Source organism: Paenibacillus amylolyticus (assembly GCF_047302515.1).
Classification (GTDB): Bacteria; Bacillota; Bacilli; order Paenibacillales; family Paenibacillaceae; genus Paenibacillus; species Paenibacillus amylolyticus_G.
In genome coordinates this window covers 4,148,589-4,165,932 of record NZ_CP168019.1, presented here as the reverse complement: position 1 = coordinate 4,165,932, position 17,344 = coordinate 4,148,589, and the positions used below count along the sequence as shown (strand labels likewise).

The window sequence follows — 17,344 nt, the reverse complement described above, 5'->3', positions numbered from 1 at the left end:
GGCAATGCATCTGTTCAATAATATTAATACACCTGTTGAGTTAAAAACATCATAGAGAAAAGCATAAATGGAGGGGATAAGATGTATCATAATTTTATATTCGTACAAAAAAATAGATGAACGTGCAGACTTTAAAGTTTATTTTGTAGCAGAAAAATATACCAATTGAACTTATGAAACGACAAGAAGTCCCCTAAAAAATCAAACAACCCAATGTTTCCATTAGTTATTACAGATAATAAAGTAGTAATTCAAGAGAAGTCAAAAGGACGTTACCAAGTGGTTATAGAATCTCAGAGGACAAAATAAGATTTATTGATAGTTATTGAGTACCTGATGGCTTTCTTATTTGTGTAACAGGTCCCATGGGTTATAGTCTAAATGATTAATAAAATTTCGCCAAAAGCCAAGTGTCCATAATATCGATACTCTCATACTAATCCTGGGATATCTGATTTTTATATTAATCCAACTACCAAAGCAAGCCTCAATACTAGTTCATACAACCACAAGATATCTGTTCAGTATGGCTGTTGATTTTGAAAAGTATGGTCTATTTGATTTAACGATAGCCATAAATGCATTTAAACTTGAAACTGTATCAGAAAAAGATTAAAGAGATATCTTGCCTAATACTAGAATCACAGTCTGAAGAAATTGTTGAGTTCATGAATGAATTAGTTGAAATTGAAATTCAAGAGTTTAATTTTGTAGATAGAGGAGATTCACAGAAATGAAGAAGGTGTCTCAAGTCGTAATAAAAATCATGAAAGTTCTGACTGATTGGTTTGCTAATCCTATTATTTCTGGAGCTTTTATAACATTATGTATCTTTTACTTAACTGAAAAAGAGTGGATTCTTTATATTTACAGTCTGGTTTATCTAATTTGCATGGTAAAGGAACTTAAGGGAGATGTACAGAAACGAAAATTAATTTTTGTAGCACTATTTATTATATTATTATTTCCTTCAATAATAAAAATACCGATATTAGCATTAATTCTTAGTGTATATATCATGTTTAAATTTGAAAACTTGATGAAGAGAATTTCCTACCTTTTAGAAGATAGTTTCAAATTGTCAACCAGCTTAATTAATTTATATCTACAAGTTGCTTTTTTCATGATTTATTTAGTGTTTATGATCCAGATTATAGCTCCGACAATTAATATTTACTATTTTGGTTATCTTGAAAACTACAAAACACTGATTGACAATTACTTTACCGTTTATTTTGTTTTTCTAATGTCAATTTTTGTTGGATGGATAATTATATCGTTATGTTTTTCCCTAATAAAAACTGCTTTACTAATCGAGGCTGAGAAGGTGAAAATTCAGGAAATCATAATGAGTTATGTTGGAATCTTATTAACCTTTTATATAGTACCAGATTTTATGTTTTCAATTTTATATTCGTACTCCTATTCATTGTTACAAAGTGAAGTTGGAATTAAAGAAATGTTTAAATTCTCATTTTCACTACATCATCAAATTGCTTTAAGTACAGCGTTACTGAAATATCAAGATGCTATTATGCAAAATTCTTTATTAAGTATAGTAGAATACACTCATGTCATCTCTAACAAAATTATTGAAGTGACTATTTTATCGACAATCATTATTTCTACATTCTCAGATAAAGTAAGGGAGTACATAAAGAGAGAGCATTATAAAAAATAAAATTGGATATAGATATTTGAATGCGAAGTCTACTGAGGTTCTGGGTTAGCTCGTATAGTATATCGGTCGGCTGCGTAAATCACAGAGTAGAGGAAGTTGAGCATGAGAGAACTTGCACTGGATCAATATCATTTGGTGTTACCTTTATTGGATTCGATCCAGAATAAAGCGGTCTACGTACGGTCTGTCATCGATCACACGCAACAAGGTCGAGTGTTTGTCAATGAAGAGAGGTCACCAACCTCTGTATTGATTACCAGCAACGGTGGATTTTATGGTTTGGCCGGAGATGAAGAGGACGAGTTGTTTATCGCAGATGTGGTCCAGTTCATGAATGAAGAGTCGAACCATCCTGGCTTTTTTGCTTTAGGTGTTTTTACAACAGCCTGGGCAAACAAGATTGATTCATATCACATACGGCATGGCAAAAAAATTACCCGCACATATTATTCATTCAATCCAAAAAAATTTCTGAAATTGTACAGTGGGCAAGATACAATAGTTCAAAAGCCATTTGAATATTTGCCATTAAATGCGGTCATAGCTCAGGAGTATAGGCAAAAGTTTTATCCCTACTATCAACTGGTGTGGTCATCCACCGAACAGTTCGTTGAACATGGGATTGGGCATTTCATCAAGAAAAACGATCAACTGGTCAGTGTATGTACATCCCCTTATGTTGGCGGGGGATATGCTGAGATCGATATCATCACTATTGAAGAATTCAAACGTCAAGGATTAGCTAGTCAATTAGGTATTTTATTCATAAAAGATTGCCTAGTCAAAAATCTCATTCCCAACTGGAGCTGTCATTCGGATAACCTAGCATCGAATGAGCTGGCTACGAAATTGGGATTTGAAAAGATCGGGGAGCATCCGATGTACTGGTATCCTGAGTGACAGTTACTGATGTATCCGTTCTTGGCATTGTGGCTGTGCTATCTAAGCACTGGAAGTGAGTAGTAAAAAGGCGATGCTCCCCCTCATATTCGGAAACATCGCCCTATTTTAATGTTTAAGTACCTTATTCAATGACAGCTTCCAAAAGATTTTGAGAAGACTCTGCGCTAGGAAGCTCTTGAACGTTCCTTAACTTACGTTCAATAGCTCTGGTTCGAACTGAAGCTTGATCAATATGGTTACTAGCCTCTTGTAATTTTTTTTGCGTTTTATCAAGAATATCGCCAAATTTCCCAAACTCTGTTTTAACCCCGCTAAGTACCTGCCAGACTTCACTAGAACGTGTTTGGATAGCAAGAGTTTGGAAGCCTAGCTGTAGACTATTCAGAACAGCAGTCAACGTAGTAGGACCTGCAATAACGACTCGGTATTCTCTTTGAATGCTTTCCCAAAGTCCAGGTTTACGTAAAACTTCGGCAAAGAGTCCTTCAATAGGCAAAAACATAATGGCAAAATCAGTCGTGTTCGGTGGATCAATGTATTTATCTCGAATGGACTTGGCTTCATTTTTAATTTTAGTATCCAGAAGTTTAGTATTTTCGCTGATAGCTTGGCTGTTACCTTCCTCATAAGCATCCAGAAGTCGATGATAATCTTCGAGTGGGAACTTGGAATCAATAGGCAAGTGTATAATTTGATTTTTATTATTCTTATCAGGAATTTTAACTGCAAACTCTACCCGGTCATTGCTGCCTTTTTTGGTTATTACATTTTTATCGTATTGTTCTACCGTTAGTGTTTGATCTAATAAATTCTCTAATTGTAGCTCGCCTAGTGTGCCTCTTGTCTTGACATTAGTCAAAACTTTCCTCAAGTCTCCAACTCCATTAGCGAGAGTCTGCATCTCTCCAAGACCTTTATGTACAAGCTCTAATCGTTCACTAACCAGTTTGAAGGAGTCCCCTAATCTTTGTTCTAGAGTTGCATGTAGCTTTTCATCGACTGTGGCTCTCATTTGCTCAAGCTTTTGGTTGTTATCCTGCTGCAACTGAACTAACTTCTCTTCAACAGTTCCACGAATTCGCTCCAGTTTGGTTTCATTCATTGCGGTCATATCCGACAATCTTTTCGAAAAACTATCTAGCAGATTCTTTTGCTGGGAGGCAACTTCTCCAATGTTGTTAATTAGTGATTGATTCATGTTTCCAATTGATTTAGCAAGCTCTTCTCGATTCAGTTTAGCTGCTACATTCGCTTCCTGTCGGTTCTGAGTGGCTTGTTCTACAAGCAACCTTCGTACGTCTTCTTTTGTTTTCTCTAACTCCGTCCTAAGTTCGTTTAGGTAATTCCCATTCTGTTTTCTCAAGTAAAGGGCGACAATCCCTAACAAGATGATCACGTTTAAAGCTAAAAGGGCAGCTTGCATACAGTTTTCCTTCTTTCCTTAGATTAACTTGATTGTCTTTCCTCTATTACTCTTACATTTTTCGTCGCTTTTTGTATAAATCCTTCTTTTTTGTTGGAATTAACCCTGAGCATAATCGCGTTTCTAAATTTTAATTATCGAGACATCTAAGAGCGAGTGATGAACACTCTTATTGTAGTCATGCACTCAGTCCTGCTATAATTCCTGTATATCTATCGTATTGGGGGTTATGACGTGGCAATATGGATAATGCCGGATTGCTCGTTCGCTAGAAAGCCTTATGCAAAGCCTGAATAGGGGCGGACTTTGTGTAGGGCGCGACAAAATGAGATTGTTTGCCCTGGAATCAACATCAACATAATGTTACATCCCGCAGGCTTTGCACCTTATTTGTTCTTCCAATAAAAATAAGGGGCTGAACGCCATGCAAACACCATTTATTCAGAATCATCAATTTAATTATATTCAAAAACAAGCTGATTTCCTGCTCAAAACGCTACGCTCGGTCGTGGACCCCAAGGTATTGGATACGGTCCGTTATACCGTCAGCACGAATGCCGTTGGCATCTTCAATGATCTGACGACGGAACAAAAGCAACTGCTGGAGCAGTTATCCACGTATGAGAAGACACATGAGTTGCAGACCTATCTGAATCAGCTTGAATCATATCTGATTCCATATCCGCAAGTATCGGCAAAGCAGATTCAAAAGCTGTTTCCAAAGGCCAAAAAGCTCAAAGTGCCCGATCTCGAATCCATCGATTACGCACACACAACCTATCTGAGATGGACCGACATTGCGACGAGCCGTTTGTTCATCGTGTACCCGCACGAAGGCAGATTTCTTGGTATTGAGGGACGGATTACACCCACGAACAAAAAAGGGTACTGCATGTTCTGTCATCGTCATCAGGAGCTTGGATTCTTCAACGTGAAGACCAAGGCTCATTCGCCAGACAACTTTTCTTCCATTGCTCAGTACGTATGCACGGATAACACAGCTTGCAACCATAGTATTACCGATATCACTATGCTGGAGAAGTTTCTTCTCTCGACAGTAAAATAATGCAAGACACACAGGCAGGGTCGCTCTTCGGAGCGACCTTTTTGCCGTGTTCAAGCATAGTGATTCGCCATTGAACTTACCACTAAACTTCAGAATTCATATTCGGGTCATACCTTTTTTCTCATACGATCATGGAGTCGGAATATCGTTGGCATAGTTCAGTCCCAAGTGATGTGCATGTTTCAGCAGTGCCTCATAATGCTCAGGCTTGGATTCCAACGTATCATATAAAAACTCAACCCTTGATTGGGACACGCCACAGTAATCGGCAATACCCACATTGAGCAGATTGGTGATCGATTGCCCATAGTTGCGCTTATGCATCTGTTCTTCCGTCACGCCCGAAAGAGCGATCCACAATATCTGCTGATGAGGAAGTTTGTTCGTGCCATAGGCAAATCCTTTATTCATGACACGGTCCACATAGCCTTTCAACATGGCTGGCAGATGCCACCACCAGAGAGGAAACACAAAAGCCACAGCATCGTGCTTCTTCAACCGCTTCATCTCCGTTTCAACCTCAGGCGAGAACACCTGATTTTCTTGGGTATAGTCCGGTTCATCCATCTCTCGGAGAATTGGGTCGAAGCCAATTCCATGCAAATCCAATATCTCATAACCGTGACCGGCATCGGTAAGACCCTGTGCAAAACGTTGAGCTACCTGGAAGGTCAGGGAATCCTTTCTCGGGTGGGATACTACAACGAGTACGTTCATCTTAACTTTCACTACCTTTCTGCATTCCTGTCTTGTAGCCATAAATCAATGGCTGATGCTATTATAAACAGGTATGAAAACATCTGGAAGTACGCACTTTGATGTTCTATAGGAAGAATGAAGTGCCATAGGAACATCAAAGTACCCTAAATGGATGCCTCGAAATAGGCTCAAATAATGGAAAGAAGAGCAACAAAAAGATGATGATTCACCTTGATATAGCCTGATTATGGAGGGGTTCAGAATGACAGAACATGGAGAAACGAGTGCTCCAAAAAAATATAAAGTTGGCGTGGAAGCGGCCTTGGAAGTAATGGGTGGGAAGTGGAAACCTTTGATTATTTATCATTTGATGACAGGACGGAAACGCACGTCGGAGCTTCGGCGGTTAATACCGGACATTACGCAGAAGATGCTGACAACACAGCTCAGAGGTCTGGAAAAGGATGAGATCATACAGCGCAAGGTATATTCAGAGGTACCTCCCAAAGTGGAATATGAGTTAACGGACTACGGCTGGGGACTCAAGCCCGCCCTGGACCATCTATGTTATTGGGGAGAAGAGCATCTGGACAAAATCCACGGGAATAAGTTTAAGGTTTTGGAGGATTTCGATTCTCAGGAAAGTTGAAGAGAGGGGCACGAGAAGGTGGATGGTACAGAGCACGTGAAACAGGTAGTTCCCATTCGTTGTGAAGGCGTGGCTGTAGTTCTGTTGAAGAAAAGCCTCGATCAATACCTTGTACTGATGCTGAAGCGGGCTGGTCGTATGTTGCATAAGGAGTGGTGTTATGTTGGCGGCGGTATAGAAAAGGGCGAGAAGGCATGGGAAGCTGCACTCAGAGAAGTTCATGAGGAAACAGGTATTACGGAAGTCCGGTTGTATTCTGGCAATCAATTCGAACAATATTATTCACCCATGGGGGAGTATATCTATACCGCTCCCGTATTCGTAGGATACGTGGATGAAAGCCAGGTTGTCCGGTTAAATCATGAACATACCGAGTACCAATGGATGACGTTTGACGAAGCCAAAGAAAATGCGGCATTGCCTGGGATTGATAACATTTTGGATTTTGTTGAAAAGCATTTTGCCAGAAAAGCCCCTTCCGAGTGGCTTCGGATTAATGAAGAGAATAATTAGGAGGTGGAACTCATCACATACAAGACGATTTATCCAAGAGCATGGTTGAGCCTATTATGTATGTTGGTTATTGAAGCTATGTTTTTCAGAAATATTATTTATGATGAAAATGGTATTATGAAGTACTTCCTGATCGTTATATTGACCTTTATTCTCGGTTATATCGTTTTTCTGCTCTGGCGTTTGTTATTCACTAAACCCAGTATTACGCTGGAAAGCGATCATGTGATTTCTATGAAACATCAGAGATATGATGCATCTCAGATTGAGTGTATTTATATGAATTACAGACGGATTGGCATCAAACTCTATGGTAAACGGTTAGTGCCGATGGATCTATGTTTTTACTTTCAACGAGGTCAGGAGTCCGCAGGCGTAGAAGCTGTGCATGAATGGGCGGCGCGAAACAACAAAGAGATCAAACATAAATTTTTTCAAACCTTGGGGTAGAACAGTGTTTGTGAATATAAGGAATCGTTGAGGCTGAGGATTTTGGAGGCGTAGCGATGCAAACAATAGAGCAGTTTCTAACGAGATCAGGTCTATGCTTCAATAGCAAAGTAGATTCTATAAATCAGCAGGAGAGATGCATATGAAATATCTAACAAAAGAATGGTATGAGCTTTGTCAGCAGACACATCTTCATTTTGGTTTAAGAGTACATAACGGAGCTTACGAGTCAGATGAGAATCTATTTTTAAGGCTGTATAAAAGAAAGGAAAAAGCACATGTGAAGCAGGAGCGAGAGCTATATAACTTGGACCCACGTTTCATGCTGGAGCATAATGGTCAGGTCATGACTCGTGTAGAGAAAGCCTTTAGCGGAGAAGAAGTGACAGAAGAGGATCAAATGGTTTTTCACATGCCGCCGGAACAAAGAGCGCATATCGAGAAACTCATTGCAGAATATGATGTACGCCCTCCTTTTGATGAGAAGAAATGTAAGGAAGAGTACAAAGAATCGATGGAGTGGAATTTTCAATACAAGGCGGAGAATTTGCCACAGGAAATCGTTGAACAAATTGCGGATATCCGTGTCTTTACGTTGGGTTATTGCACGAGAGAAGTTATGCTCCAGCTGAATAAACAGAGTGCAGAGAATAGAAGAAAAATGGAACGCATATCGAAAGAATTTAGAGAAGTGATGATGGCACAGGATATTTCCGATGAAATACATGGGCGGATTCAATACCATGATTGTACAGTGACAGAACTGCTGACGGGTGATGAGGTGGTCATTCGTTTTGACACCCGTGGGGGCTTCACCAATATAAATAAACTTACGCTGGTTGCACCCGAAATCATCAAGCAAGACGGTGGGATTGTAGGCAGTTACTGGCTGTATCAAGAGCTGTATCGGATCGATAACGGATATGAGCTTCATGTTTTATTTGAGGGAGAGAATATGCCTGAATTAATTGTTCGCTGTGCTGATATTCTCGTAGAGGAAGAATGAGAGAGGCCAAGAGGATGAATATGGAGGGAATAGAGATGGAATGGACCACCAGTACCTTTGGTTATTTATCTATTCCCGTATTTGTCGTGGGCATTGCATGTTACTTCTTTCCTGATTTTCTATACAAAATATTTGTTCTGATGAGATATCGAAAAATTAAACCGAATTACGAGTTTGAAGATAACCCACCTAATAGTGATATCCCTAAACATATCGAAATAATATTAAAAGTACTAGGCACCATAATGGTTATACTAGGGATCATATGGTTTTGGTTTTCGAAAGAGTTTTATGACTTATTATTTTGACAGCAAGGAGTTGGACACCATTTTTGAATTTATCTGGACTTTAGTGATCTCAATTATATGTTTAATTGTCGTTCTTATCTTTGCTGCAATTGTACGGTATGCGATAGATTCATCCAAAACATCGAAAAAGCTGGATGTATTAATCAAAGAAGTACACTATCTGAAAACTGAAATTAAAAAATTGCAACACCATAAGCAGCAAGATGGTAGCAAGCATATTATCGATGAGAAAGTATAGATGAACACCTTGAAATTTTTCTGAGAAGGGAACGGACCTTGATGAACCCACAGGTGAACGTACAAGCTGTTTTTATAGACAGAGATGGAACATTTGGTGGTACAGGTCATTTTATTCATCCGAGAGATTTCAGATTATACCCCAATGCTCAAGAAGCAATTATGCATTTAAAGCGAGAAGGAATTATGGTACTGGCTTTTACGAATCAATATCGAATCTCACGTGGAGAAGCAAGTGTTGAGGATTTTGAAGAGCAATTTCGCGAGTACGGATTCGATCACTCCTATATATGTCCGCATGAGCAAGAATGCAGTTGCAGAAAGCCTAAACCCGGAATGTTATTACAGGCCTCAGAGGAACTCGGTCTGGATTTATCCAAATGCATCGTTATTGGAGATGTAGGAGATACAGACATGCTTGCTGCCCATGCCGTAGGAGCGACCAAGATCATGCTGAGAACAGGATGGGGGAATCTTCATTAACCAAATTCAGAGACAAATGGACGGAGACCGAACCTGATTATATCTCAGAGGATATTTGGGATGCCGTACAATGGATCATTCATGGAAGAGAATTCAGAAAATAAAAGACAGGAGGTAGACCCGTATGGGCATGTCAGACTATTACAAAAACCTGAGGGACAAGATCGGCAACGAGCTTATTTTTATGCCGGGTGTAGCTGGGATTATCCGAAATGAACACGGAGAGATTCTGTTCGGTCGTAAACATAACGAATCAACCTGGGGGTTGATTGCTGGAGCAATTGAGCTTGGTGAGACACCGGCTCAAGCGATGATTAGAGAGGCACTGGAAGAGACAGGTCTAGTTGTTGAACCCGAGAAGATTATCGGAGTATACGGGGGTGAAGCAAGACGGCTTACATACAGTAATGGTCATCAGGTCGAATATTTGACTATCGTATTTGAATGCAGGATCAAATCCGGGCAACTCACGCCCGATAATGAAGAGATGAAGGATTTGCAGTTTTTCCCCGAGGATCAGCTTCCACCCATGGCAAACCAGTACCCAGATTATATTTTTAGTTCCAACCAAGAGGAACGGGCGCATTTTGAAAGATAATTCAGCGTGGAGTTGGAGCTTAATGCTCACCTTAACTTATGTTTACCAAATGAATTCAGATCCTAGTTATATGAGGAGAACCATATGTTAATTAATCCAACGATTAATGAGATCAATAACTTATTCAAGATGCATCATATCAACGAAGAAATCACTGAAATTCAAAGTTTGTCAGGTACCACAGCTGGACGTGTTTATCGGTTGAGTACAAGTCTGAATAAGCATTATATTCTGAAATCCGATGAACGCGAGCAGATTCACATTACCCAACAGTTTTTGGACACGTATAAGAATTCTCCGTTATTGCCTGAAGTTTTGTTGACTGATTCGGATAACACTTATTTTATTTATACGTATATGGAAGGTACGACCCATTTCAACCGGGGTCAGAAAAGAGACTGGTTAACTCGTCTGGTGAAAGAGTTATTCAATACATATGTGCGTTCTACAGATACGAAATCATGGGGCAGAATAGAGTTCCCACAGAGGACATGGAAAGAATTCAATCAGATTAGTATTCATGAAGCAAAGATGAATATCGGAAGTGTTTTAACGACAGATGATTATAATCTGGTTCAATCCAAAGTGGATCGTCTTTTTCATGAGGAAGAAGAAAAGTTTCTTTTACATGGCGATACGGGGGTTCATAATTTTGTATATGATCGAAATGAACTCATCGGCGTTATTGACCCATCTCCAATGGTTGGACCTATCCTCTATGATTTCTTGTATGCGTTTAGCTCCTCGGCAGATGATATCAACACCGAAACATTATTTGCTACGTTCGAACTTTTAGAGCAAGTAGATATGGATAAATCCAGATTGATAGAGGAAGCTCTGGTCCATCTATATTGCCGAATTGGGCTGAGCAACAAGCATCATCCTGATGATCTGCCTGAGTATTTGAAGGCTTGGCATGAATGGAAGCAATTATGTCAGGAATTTTGAACTAACAAACTTTTTACAGCTATCGCAAATGCCTTAGTTCAGACTATACAACACAGGAGAGATATCACAAGTTGGATAACAAAAGTAGTTTGAATCGTCTGAATGCTTGGACGACCTCCGATGTACTTCATGGCGACTTACTTGCCAGTAAAGAACTTATCTATGACAAGTGTGGCTTTGTATGCTCACAACCATATGAAGAAGCGCAAAATGCTGAATATGGTGCATATGTGTTCACCATAAATTCTCTCTCCATTCGATTTCGCGTCGCCAAAACCATGCCAACCAAGATCGGACAATTTGTTACCCTATGGCAGCGGAGTGAGGATGGAACGACACAGCCATATGATGGATCAGATCCAGCAGATGTGTATGTCATTAGTACGCGCGCAGGCAGCCACTTTGGTCAATTTGTATTTCCGAAGAATGTATTGTTACAGCGAGATATCATATCGGATCAAGGAAAAGGTGGCAAGCGGGCCATACGTGTATATCCGCCTTGGGACAAGCCAGCAAGTAAGCAGGCTTTAAAAACGCAGCAATGGCAGCTGGACTACTTCCTGGAAGTACCTTTTACCGAACCATTGAACTGTGATTAAGCCCGAGTACTTTATGGCACTCAACGATTGATGTAAGCGAAACAGTAGCCGGCATCTCCAAACTCTTCTCCTCTGAATTCCAGCTTTCACCCTTTTCGGCATATCTCCTCTAATCGTTACTTCCCAGTACTGAAGCGTGTGTTATGTCCTCCATTTGTTAAAAATAGTGAACGTCAATTCATTTAATTTTTTTGAAATTGTGCTTGCCTTAATGTGAACATTAAGCCTTAGGATGTAAAAGAACCAGCTAAATGCATCCAAAAATGAACATAAAGGAGGAGTCAGCATTATGGCTTTCTCGATAAAAGAAGCTTCGGAGCGGCTGGGTTGTCCTGCACATAAAATTCGTTACTACGAGAAGGAGGGACTGCTCCCTTACATTCAACGGGATCAACATGGAAATCGGATGTTCGAGGAAGAACATCTGGATTGGATGAGACTGATGTCCTGTTTCCGGGCAACGGGTATGAAAGTATCTACACTGAAACATATGGTTAGTCTGGCACTGGACGGGGATTCAACGATTCCACAACGGAAAGCGATCCTTCACGAATACAAAGAGGAATTACATCGCCGACAACTTGAAATTGCCGAAGCACTTGCAGCGGTGAATAACAAATTGACGATCTATGAAGACATAGAGACAGGAAAGCTTCCTTCAGAGAGTAAGTTGCTAGACCAAATGGAAAGCATCGGTAAAGACTAATATTAACGGATGGAGAGATGAAGAGATGAAGCAAAGAGAGCTGGGAAATAGCGATATCGTCGTATCTTCGATTGGACTGGGAGTTATGGGCATGTCTCCCGGGATGTACGGGGAAACCAATGATGAGGAGTCAATCAAGACCATCCATCACGCGCTGGAGATTGGCGTTACACTGCTAGATACAGCTGATGTGTATGGTAATGGTCATAATGAAGAACTACTGGGGAAAGCGCTGAAAGGACGTCGGGAGCGGGCCATTATTGCTACCAAATTTGCGTATACCCCAAACTATGAAACGTTGAATGGTCATCCGGATTACGTGAAAAAGGCTGTAGAAGCAAGTCTTCGCAGGCTGGACACCGACTATATTGATCTGTACTACCAACACAGGGTAGATCCTCAGGTTCCGATTGAGGAAACCGTTGGCGCGATGGCTGACTTGGTTAAAGAGGGGAAAGTCCGCTGCCTTGGCTTGTCGGAAGCATCGGCTTCCACTTTACGCCGTGCACACGCCGTTCATCCAATCTCTGCATTGCAGAGCGAATATTCCCTGTGGAGCCGGGATATTGAGGACGAGATTCTACCGACTGCGAGAGAATTGAATATTACTCATATTGCATACAGTCCATTAAGCAGAGGGTTTATCACAGGTGAGATACGGAAATTCGAAGATTTGGATGTTAATGATCTGCGCAGATATATGCCGAGGTTTCAAGGAGACAATTTTGCCAAAAACATAGAAGTTGTGGATAAAATCAAAGAGATCGCCATGGAGAAGAGTTGTACGCCTGCACAATTGGTTCTGGCTTGGACAATGGCTAATAACGCATTACCGATTCCGGGAACGAAACGAATCAAATATTTGGAGGAAAACGCGAACGCTGCAACGATTGAACTGACACCTGATGACTTAGCTCGCATTGAAAAGGTAAGCCCTCAACATGAGGTCCATGGAACACGTTATATGAAAGAAATGATGACTCAGCTTAATGGGTAAAAATGTCCTTATAACTTATTATTAGTAGTGAAGTAGTTGCTCAGTAAAATACAAGTATAGAATACAGATAGAGACTCTCCTTTAGTGAAAGTCTCTATTTGTATTCATTTCCAATCGAGAGACACAAATGTTGAAAGACTGGGTGGATTACATAGATCTTATGAAGATTGTACGATGTTTGCGAGGGTGAGATTCTTATGTTACAAACTTATTGAATGTTACTGTGGTTAAAGAGTGTAGGACCTTGCGGAATGTTGATAGCGGACAGGTAGGGGAGTTGAAAAGGCAAAAAAGAAAGTATGATTTAGTGGAATATCCTGTATAATTCAGAGAACAATCAGTTTTGCATTTCTGTAGAGAATGAAGGATCTACGATTGGAAAATGAGGTATCCCTATTGTGGGAGTGATTCTACTACCACTTTGAATACTGGAGTGTGGTCATGATTGTATTGACATCGGCAATCGTATTCACCGTCTTGATTCTGATCGTTATTATGTTTCAGGTTGCGTTGGGTGTAGGTGTGCCCTGGGGAGAGTATGCCATGGGTGGGAAGTTTCCCGGGAAATACCCCGTATCCATGCGTTTTGCCTGCATAGTTCAGATCGCAATTTTGGCATTCATGGGGATTGTTGTTCTGAGTAAAGCAGGATTGCTTTGGCCTCAGTGGTCTTTTTTTGCAGAGACAGCGATCTGGTTTATCGTCGCGTATCTAGTACTTGGGACCATATTAAATCTGATCACGAGAAGTGTATGGGAACGAAGAATTTGGGCGCCCGTAACGTTGTTGATGCTGATAACGAGTATAATCATTGCCATTACATAAAATAACATTTAAATATCTATTACAGATTGAAAGAGGTGATTCCATTGGTGAATCCATAAACGGAGAAAAATCCATGTATTTGCTTGAATAATCATGCGGTTTTTCTCTGCCTATGATATGAAAAATAATCATATAGAGGAGAAGAATTGACATGTTAAATCAATTAAGCGATTCCATTTATTATATGTCCAACGATAATGATAGAGAAAGACCGGTACTAGGCTTGGTGTGTGGGGAAAAACATAGTCTGGTAATCGATGGTGGAAATTCAGTTCAACATGCCAGAGACTTTATCGAGGAGATTCGGTGCTTAGATGTGCCGCCCGTTCAGTATGTGGTTATTACTCATGCGCATTGGGATCATTTTTTGGGAATGAATGAATTCGGTGCGACGATCATCGTTAATCGATTGACAGAACAGCGGTTGAACGAGTGGAGAGATTATTCATTTGATGATCAGTCACTTCGTGAGTATGTAGATGCCGATATAATCAGCGCACATTGTATGGAAATTATACAGGCGGAAATCCCGAGGAGAGAATCATTTCTACTAGATAAGCCCGGTATCGTCTTTAAAGATTCCCTCCAGATTGATCTGGGGAACAAGCACTGTATGCTGGAGAGGATTCAAAGTACGCACACCGATGATTCAACGATTGTTTATATTCCTGATGAGAAGACTATTTTTCTCGGAGATAGTCCTTATGGAACAACAAAGAATAAACTGTTTCATTTTAAGCAATCCTTGCTAAACCCCATGATACAAGATATCCAAATGTATGATGCGGAGCATTTCTTGTTAGGTCATGAATCCATCTGTGATCGGGAAGAGATGGATGTGTTCTGGAGAGAGCTTACTACCAGTAACAGAGCGGTGACATCTACATTCTTGGAGCAGGCGATAACATCTTTTGAAAAAGAACAGCTGCGGGAGCCTAATGGGAATGAACTCTTCTTCTTGAAGGCATTTGTTAATGATCAACTGTTACAGGCACAGAAGAAATAGATGGACAGTTCGAAAGTAACTAAATACTGTGACTTTTAGATTGGTTATGCGGTTTATAAGGTCAAAGTTATCCTTAAAGAGAATGTGAGCTTGAATCGAAGAGCCCTGGCATATGTGCTAGGGTTCTATTATCCGAAAGGAGAGGTAGTATTGCGAAGCTTCAGATTCACACCGTATTTAAGTTTTATAGGTTTTGGTTTAGTCGTTTTGACTTTGAGTGTGAATGTAAGCTTTAAGCTAGGAATTGAGAAAGGTTTGGATGAAGGTGCCCTTATGCTGTTGTCAGTTGCTAATGCAGTGTTACTGGTATATCCGTTGGCATGGGGTGTATTTGGTGTAATCGAGATGGTGCTGTTATGGAAAGAAAAACAAAGGATGAAGTCCAAGCTGGAACGCGGAAAAATGAACAAAGAAGATTTCTTGGATCAGATCAAGAAAGTTAAGACCAGTTTAAGAATCAATATCAGTTATATTGTCATCCTGTTGTTTCAGCTTGGATACGTCATTATAAACTGGGACGAGGTTGATGTTTAGTCTTCTGACCGACCTTTCCTGAAGTTTGAATAGAACATACATAACATTTAGGAGGAATATTCATTGAAAGTATTATCAATCGTTAGCCTTATTGGGTTCGTACTCAATTTTTTATTAATCGTAGTTTTTATAGATGGTTCGCAAGAAAGTGCGGAGGTAGCGGCAGGTTTGGGGATTTTGGGTGTCCTGTATGGTCTGCTTTTCTCAATTCTAGCCTTGATCATATCAAGCAAGAGAAAAAAGACCCCTGTGAATGTTCATGAACAACTGCTTCAGCTAGGTGACTTAAAAGAAAAAAATATTATTTCAGAATATGAATTCGATCAAAAGAAAGAGAAATTACTCTCCAGATACAAGTAGTCCAGAGCCCGCTGCGGTTAGGTAAAGGCTATTCTATTTTCTACTCATACCAAAAAGCTGAACTTAGGAAAATAAAAACAGGGCGTTCCCTTTACCGGGGAATCTGCCCTGTTTTCATTTAGAAGCAACTAATATTTGTTACTCATCTCAATGGTGATGATGTGCGTGAGCATCTGGTGCGTCGCCTTTGACCGTACATAATACCGAGGTGTCATGCAGATGTTTCTCGGACTCCACTTGGAGCGTTACATGTTTGATTTCTTTATGTTCCAGCATATGTTCTATCTTCTGAACCAGGATCTCGGATGCATAGACATCCATCGTTCCATCCACCACGATATGTGCGGTCAGCGCGTTCAAGTTACTGGTAATGGACCAGACATGCACATCATGAACGCCTTTGACGCCATCGACTTGTTTGATGGTCTGCACCAGTTCATTCACATCGACATTGGCTGGAGTGCCTTCCATCAAGATATGCAAGGATGATTTGGTGACATAGAACCCACTTCGTAATACCAACGCCGCGACAATTACACTCGCCAGTGGATCGGCCCAACCCCAGCCAAAGAACATCATGAGCAGTGCTGCCGCAATGGCCCCAACCGATCCCAACATGTCACTGATGACATGGAGATAAGCCCCGCGCATATTCAGATTATTTTCTGTATCGCTACCACGCATCATGATCCAGGCCACCAGAATATTGATGAGCAATCCAATGACGCTGATGATTAACATACCTACGGTTGCGACTTCTGGCGGGTTGATAAAACGACCAATCGCTTCGTAGAAAATGTAGAGTGCAATGGCGATTAACGTAATTCCGTTTAACGTAGCAGCCAAAATCTCAAAGCGTCTGTATCCGTACGTTTTGCCAGTATTCACCGCTTTCTCACCAAAGGTGAACGCCAGTAAAGCGATCCCGAGTGCAATGGAGTCGGACAACATATGGCCTGCATCCGAGATAAGCGCGAGACTGTTGGTGATGAACCCACCAACGGCTTCAACGATCATATAGATGGTAATAATAATGAAGGAAAACAACAGTACTTTCTTGTTATTGGTTGTGTTAGCGTGGTTGTGTCCATGATCGTGCCCATGGTTCTGATCGTGATGATGTCCGGACATATAAATCCTCTCCTTTGGAGCCTTGCTCCGTTATGTAATATGATTTCTAGTGTGGAATATAGATGATTCTTGGCAATGTTTGATCGTCTACAAATGAATATATGAGCGCTTGTTCATATGTTATGATTTTATTATAGTTGCGCCTCATAGTAGTGTCAACCAGATTTAAGGAAATATAAACATGACCGGTGTGTCTCGGCGCGTATGTACTAGCTAATGCGT

Annotated in this window: 21 protein-coding genes; 18 read left to right on the top strand and 3 right to left on the bottom strand. The window is 40.5% G+C overall.

Going from position 1 to position 17,344, the window contains the following annotated elements:
- The first annotated feature begins 733 nt into the window (after positions 1–733).
- On the top strand, positions 734–1,681 hold the full coding sequence (locus ACDJ59_RS18090) for a hypothetical protein (protein WP_413404661.1): 948 nt from the start codon (positions 734–736) through the stop codon (positions 1,679–1,681).
- Between the two features lie 102 nt (positions 1,682–1,783).
- Positions 1,784–2,581: a GNAT family N-acetyltransferase gene (locus tag ACDJ59_RS18085; RefSeq protein ID WP_413404659.1), complete on the top strand. Its 798-nt coding sequence runs from the start codon at positions 1,784–1,786 to the stop codon at positions 2,579–2,581.
- Positions 2,582–2,705: 124 nt separating this feature from the next.
- Here the strand turns inward: ACDJ59_RS18085 and rmuC are convergent, their stop codons facing one another.
- Positions 2,706–4,007: a DNA recombination protein RmuC gene (gene rmuC, locus ACDJ59_RS18080; RefSeq protein WP_413404657.1), complete on the bottom strand. Its 1,302-nt coding sequence runs from the start codon at positions 4,005–4,007 to the stop codon at positions 2,706–2,708.
- A gap of 424 nt (positions 4,008–4,431) precedes the next feature.
- Here rmuC and ACDJ59_RS18075 point away from each other — a divergent pair, with 424 nt between their 5' ends.
- The gene (locus ACDJ59_RS18075) at positions 4,432–5,073 is read left to right on the top strand and encodes a FusB/FusC family EF-G-binding protein (protein WP_413404655.1); all 642 of its coding nucleotides are present in this window, start codon (positions 4,432–4,434) and stop codon (positions 5,071–5,073) included.
- 129 nt (positions 5,074–5,202) lie between these two features.
- On the opposite strand, the gene ACDJ59_RS18070 is transcribed toward ACDJ59_RS18075, so the two are convergent.
- Positions 5,203–5,790, bottom strand: a complete 588-nt coding sequence (locus ACDJ59_RS18070) for an NAD(P)H oxidoreductase (protein WP_413409850.1) — start codon at positions 5,788–5,790, stop codon at positions 5,203–5,205.
- Positions 5,791–6,034: 244 nt separating this feature from the next.
- Between ACDJ59_RS18070 and ACDJ59_RS18065 the strand changes: the two genes are divergently transcribed.
- From ACDJ59_RS18065 to ACDJ59_RS17995, 15 genes are all read left to right on the top strand, one after another.
- Positions 6,035–6,421: a winged helix-turn-helix transcriptional regulator gene (locus tag ACDJ59_RS18065; protein ID WP_413404653.1), complete on the top strand. Its 387-nt coding sequence runs from the start codon at positions 6,035–6,037 to the stop codon at positions 6,419–6,421.
- Between the two features lie 18 nt (positions 6,422–6,439).
- On the top strand, positions 6,440–6,934 hold the full coding sequence (locus ACDJ59_RS18060; protein ID WP_413404651.1) for an NUDIX hydrolase: 495 nt from the start codon (positions 6,440–6,442) through the stop codon (positions 6,932–6,934).
- Between the two features lie 3 nt (positions 6,935–6,937).
- Positions 6,938–7,384, top strand: coding sequence for a hypothetical protein (locus ACDJ59_RS18055; protein WP_413404649.1), 447 nt, complete (start codon positions 6,938–6,940; stop codon positions 7,382–7,384).
- Positions 7,385–7,526: 142 nt separating this feature from the next.
- Positions 7,527–8,390 (top strand): DUF4085 family protein, encoded by an 864-nt coding sequence (locus ACDJ59_RS18050; RefSeq protein WP_413404647.1) that lies wholly within the window; start codon positions 7,527–7,529, stop codon positions 8,388–8,390.
- 291 nt (positions 8,391–8,681) lie between these two features.
- On the top strand, positions 8,682–8,936 hold the full coding sequence (locus ACDJ59_RS18045) for a hypothetical protein (RefSeq protein WP_413404645.1): 255 nt from the start codon (positions 8,682–8,684) through the stop codon (positions 8,934–8,936).
- 41 nt (positions 8,937–8,977) lie between these two features.
- On the top strand, positions 8,978–9,418 hold the full coding sequence (locus ACDJ59_RS18040; RefSeq protein WP_413409849.1) for an HAD-IIIA family hydrolase: 441 nt from the start codon (positions 8,978–8,980) through the stop codon (positions 9,416–9,418).
- Positions 9,419–9,542: 124 nt separating this feature from the next.
- Positions 9,543–10,016: an NUDIX domain-containing protein gene (locus ACDJ59_RS18035; RefSeq protein WP_413404643.1), complete on the top strand. Its 474-nt coding sequence runs from the start codon at positions 9,543–9,545 to the stop codon at positions 10,014–10,016.
- Positions 10,017–10,100: 84 nt separating this feature from the next.
- Positions 10,101–10,964 carry a phosphotransferase gene (locus tag ACDJ59_RS18030; RefSeq protein WP_413404641.1) on the top strand — a complete coding sequence of 288 codons (864 nt, stop codon included), beginning with the start codon at positions 10,101–10,103 and terminating at the stop codon, positions 10,962–10,964.
- A 71-nt stretch (positions 10,965–11,035) separates the two neighbouring features.
- Entirely contained in the window at positions 11,036–11,563 is a 528-nt protein-coding gene (locus ACDJ59_RS18025; protein WP_413404639.1) for a MepB family protein, read from the top strand.
- A gap of 289 nt (positions 11,564–11,852) precedes the next feature.
- On the top strand, positions 11,853–12,269 hold the full coding sequence (locus tag ACDJ59_RS18020; RefSeq protein ID WP_091033235.1) for a MerR family transcriptional regulator: 417 nt from the start codon (positions 11,853–11,855) through the stop codon (positions 12,267–12,269).
- Between the two features lie 25 nt (positions 12,270–12,294).
- A complete protein-coding gene (locus ACDJ59_RS18015; RefSeq protein ID WP_413404637.1) occupies positions 12,295–13,266 on the top strand; it encodes an aldo/keto reductase in 972 nt (323 codons plus the stop codon).
- 441 nt (positions 13,267–13,707) lie between these two features.
- Entirely contained in the window at positions 13,708–14,091 is a 384-nt protein-coding gene (locus ACDJ59_RS18010; RefSeq protein ID WP_413404635.1) for a hypothetical protein, read from the top strand.
- A 151-nt stretch (positions 14,092–14,242) separates the two neighbouring features.
- On the top strand, positions 14,243–15,097 hold the full coding sequence (locus tag ACDJ59_RS18005) for an MBL fold metallo-hydrolase (RefSeq protein WP_413404633.1): 855 nt from the start codon (positions 14,243–14,245) through the stop codon (positions 15,095–15,097).
- A 90-nt stretch (positions 15,098–15,187) separates the two neighbouring features.
- Positions 15,188–15,631, top strand: a complete 444-nt coding sequence (locus ACDJ59_RS18000; protein ID WP_413404631.1) for a hypothetical protein — start codon at positions 15,188–15,190, stop codon at positions 15,629–15,631.
- A 63-nt stretch (positions 15,632–15,694) separates the two neighbouring features.
- On the top strand, positions 15,695–15,991 hold the full coding sequence (locus ACDJ59_RS17995) for an SHOCT domain-containing protein (RefSeq protein WP_413404629.1): 297 nt from the start codon (positions 15,695–15,697) through the stop codon (positions 15,989–15,991).
- A gap of 147 nt (positions 15,992–16,138) precedes the next feature.
- Here ACDJ59_RS17995 and ACDJ59_RS17990 read toward each other — a convergent pair whose 3' ends face one another.
- Positions 16,139–17,122 (bottom strand): cation diffusion facilitator family transporter, encoded by a 984-nt coding sequence (locus ACDJ59_RS17990; RefSeq protein WP_413404627.1) that lies wholly within the window; start codon positions 17,120–17,122, stop codon positions 16,139–16,141.
- Positions 17,123–17,344 lie beyond the last annotated feature (222 nt).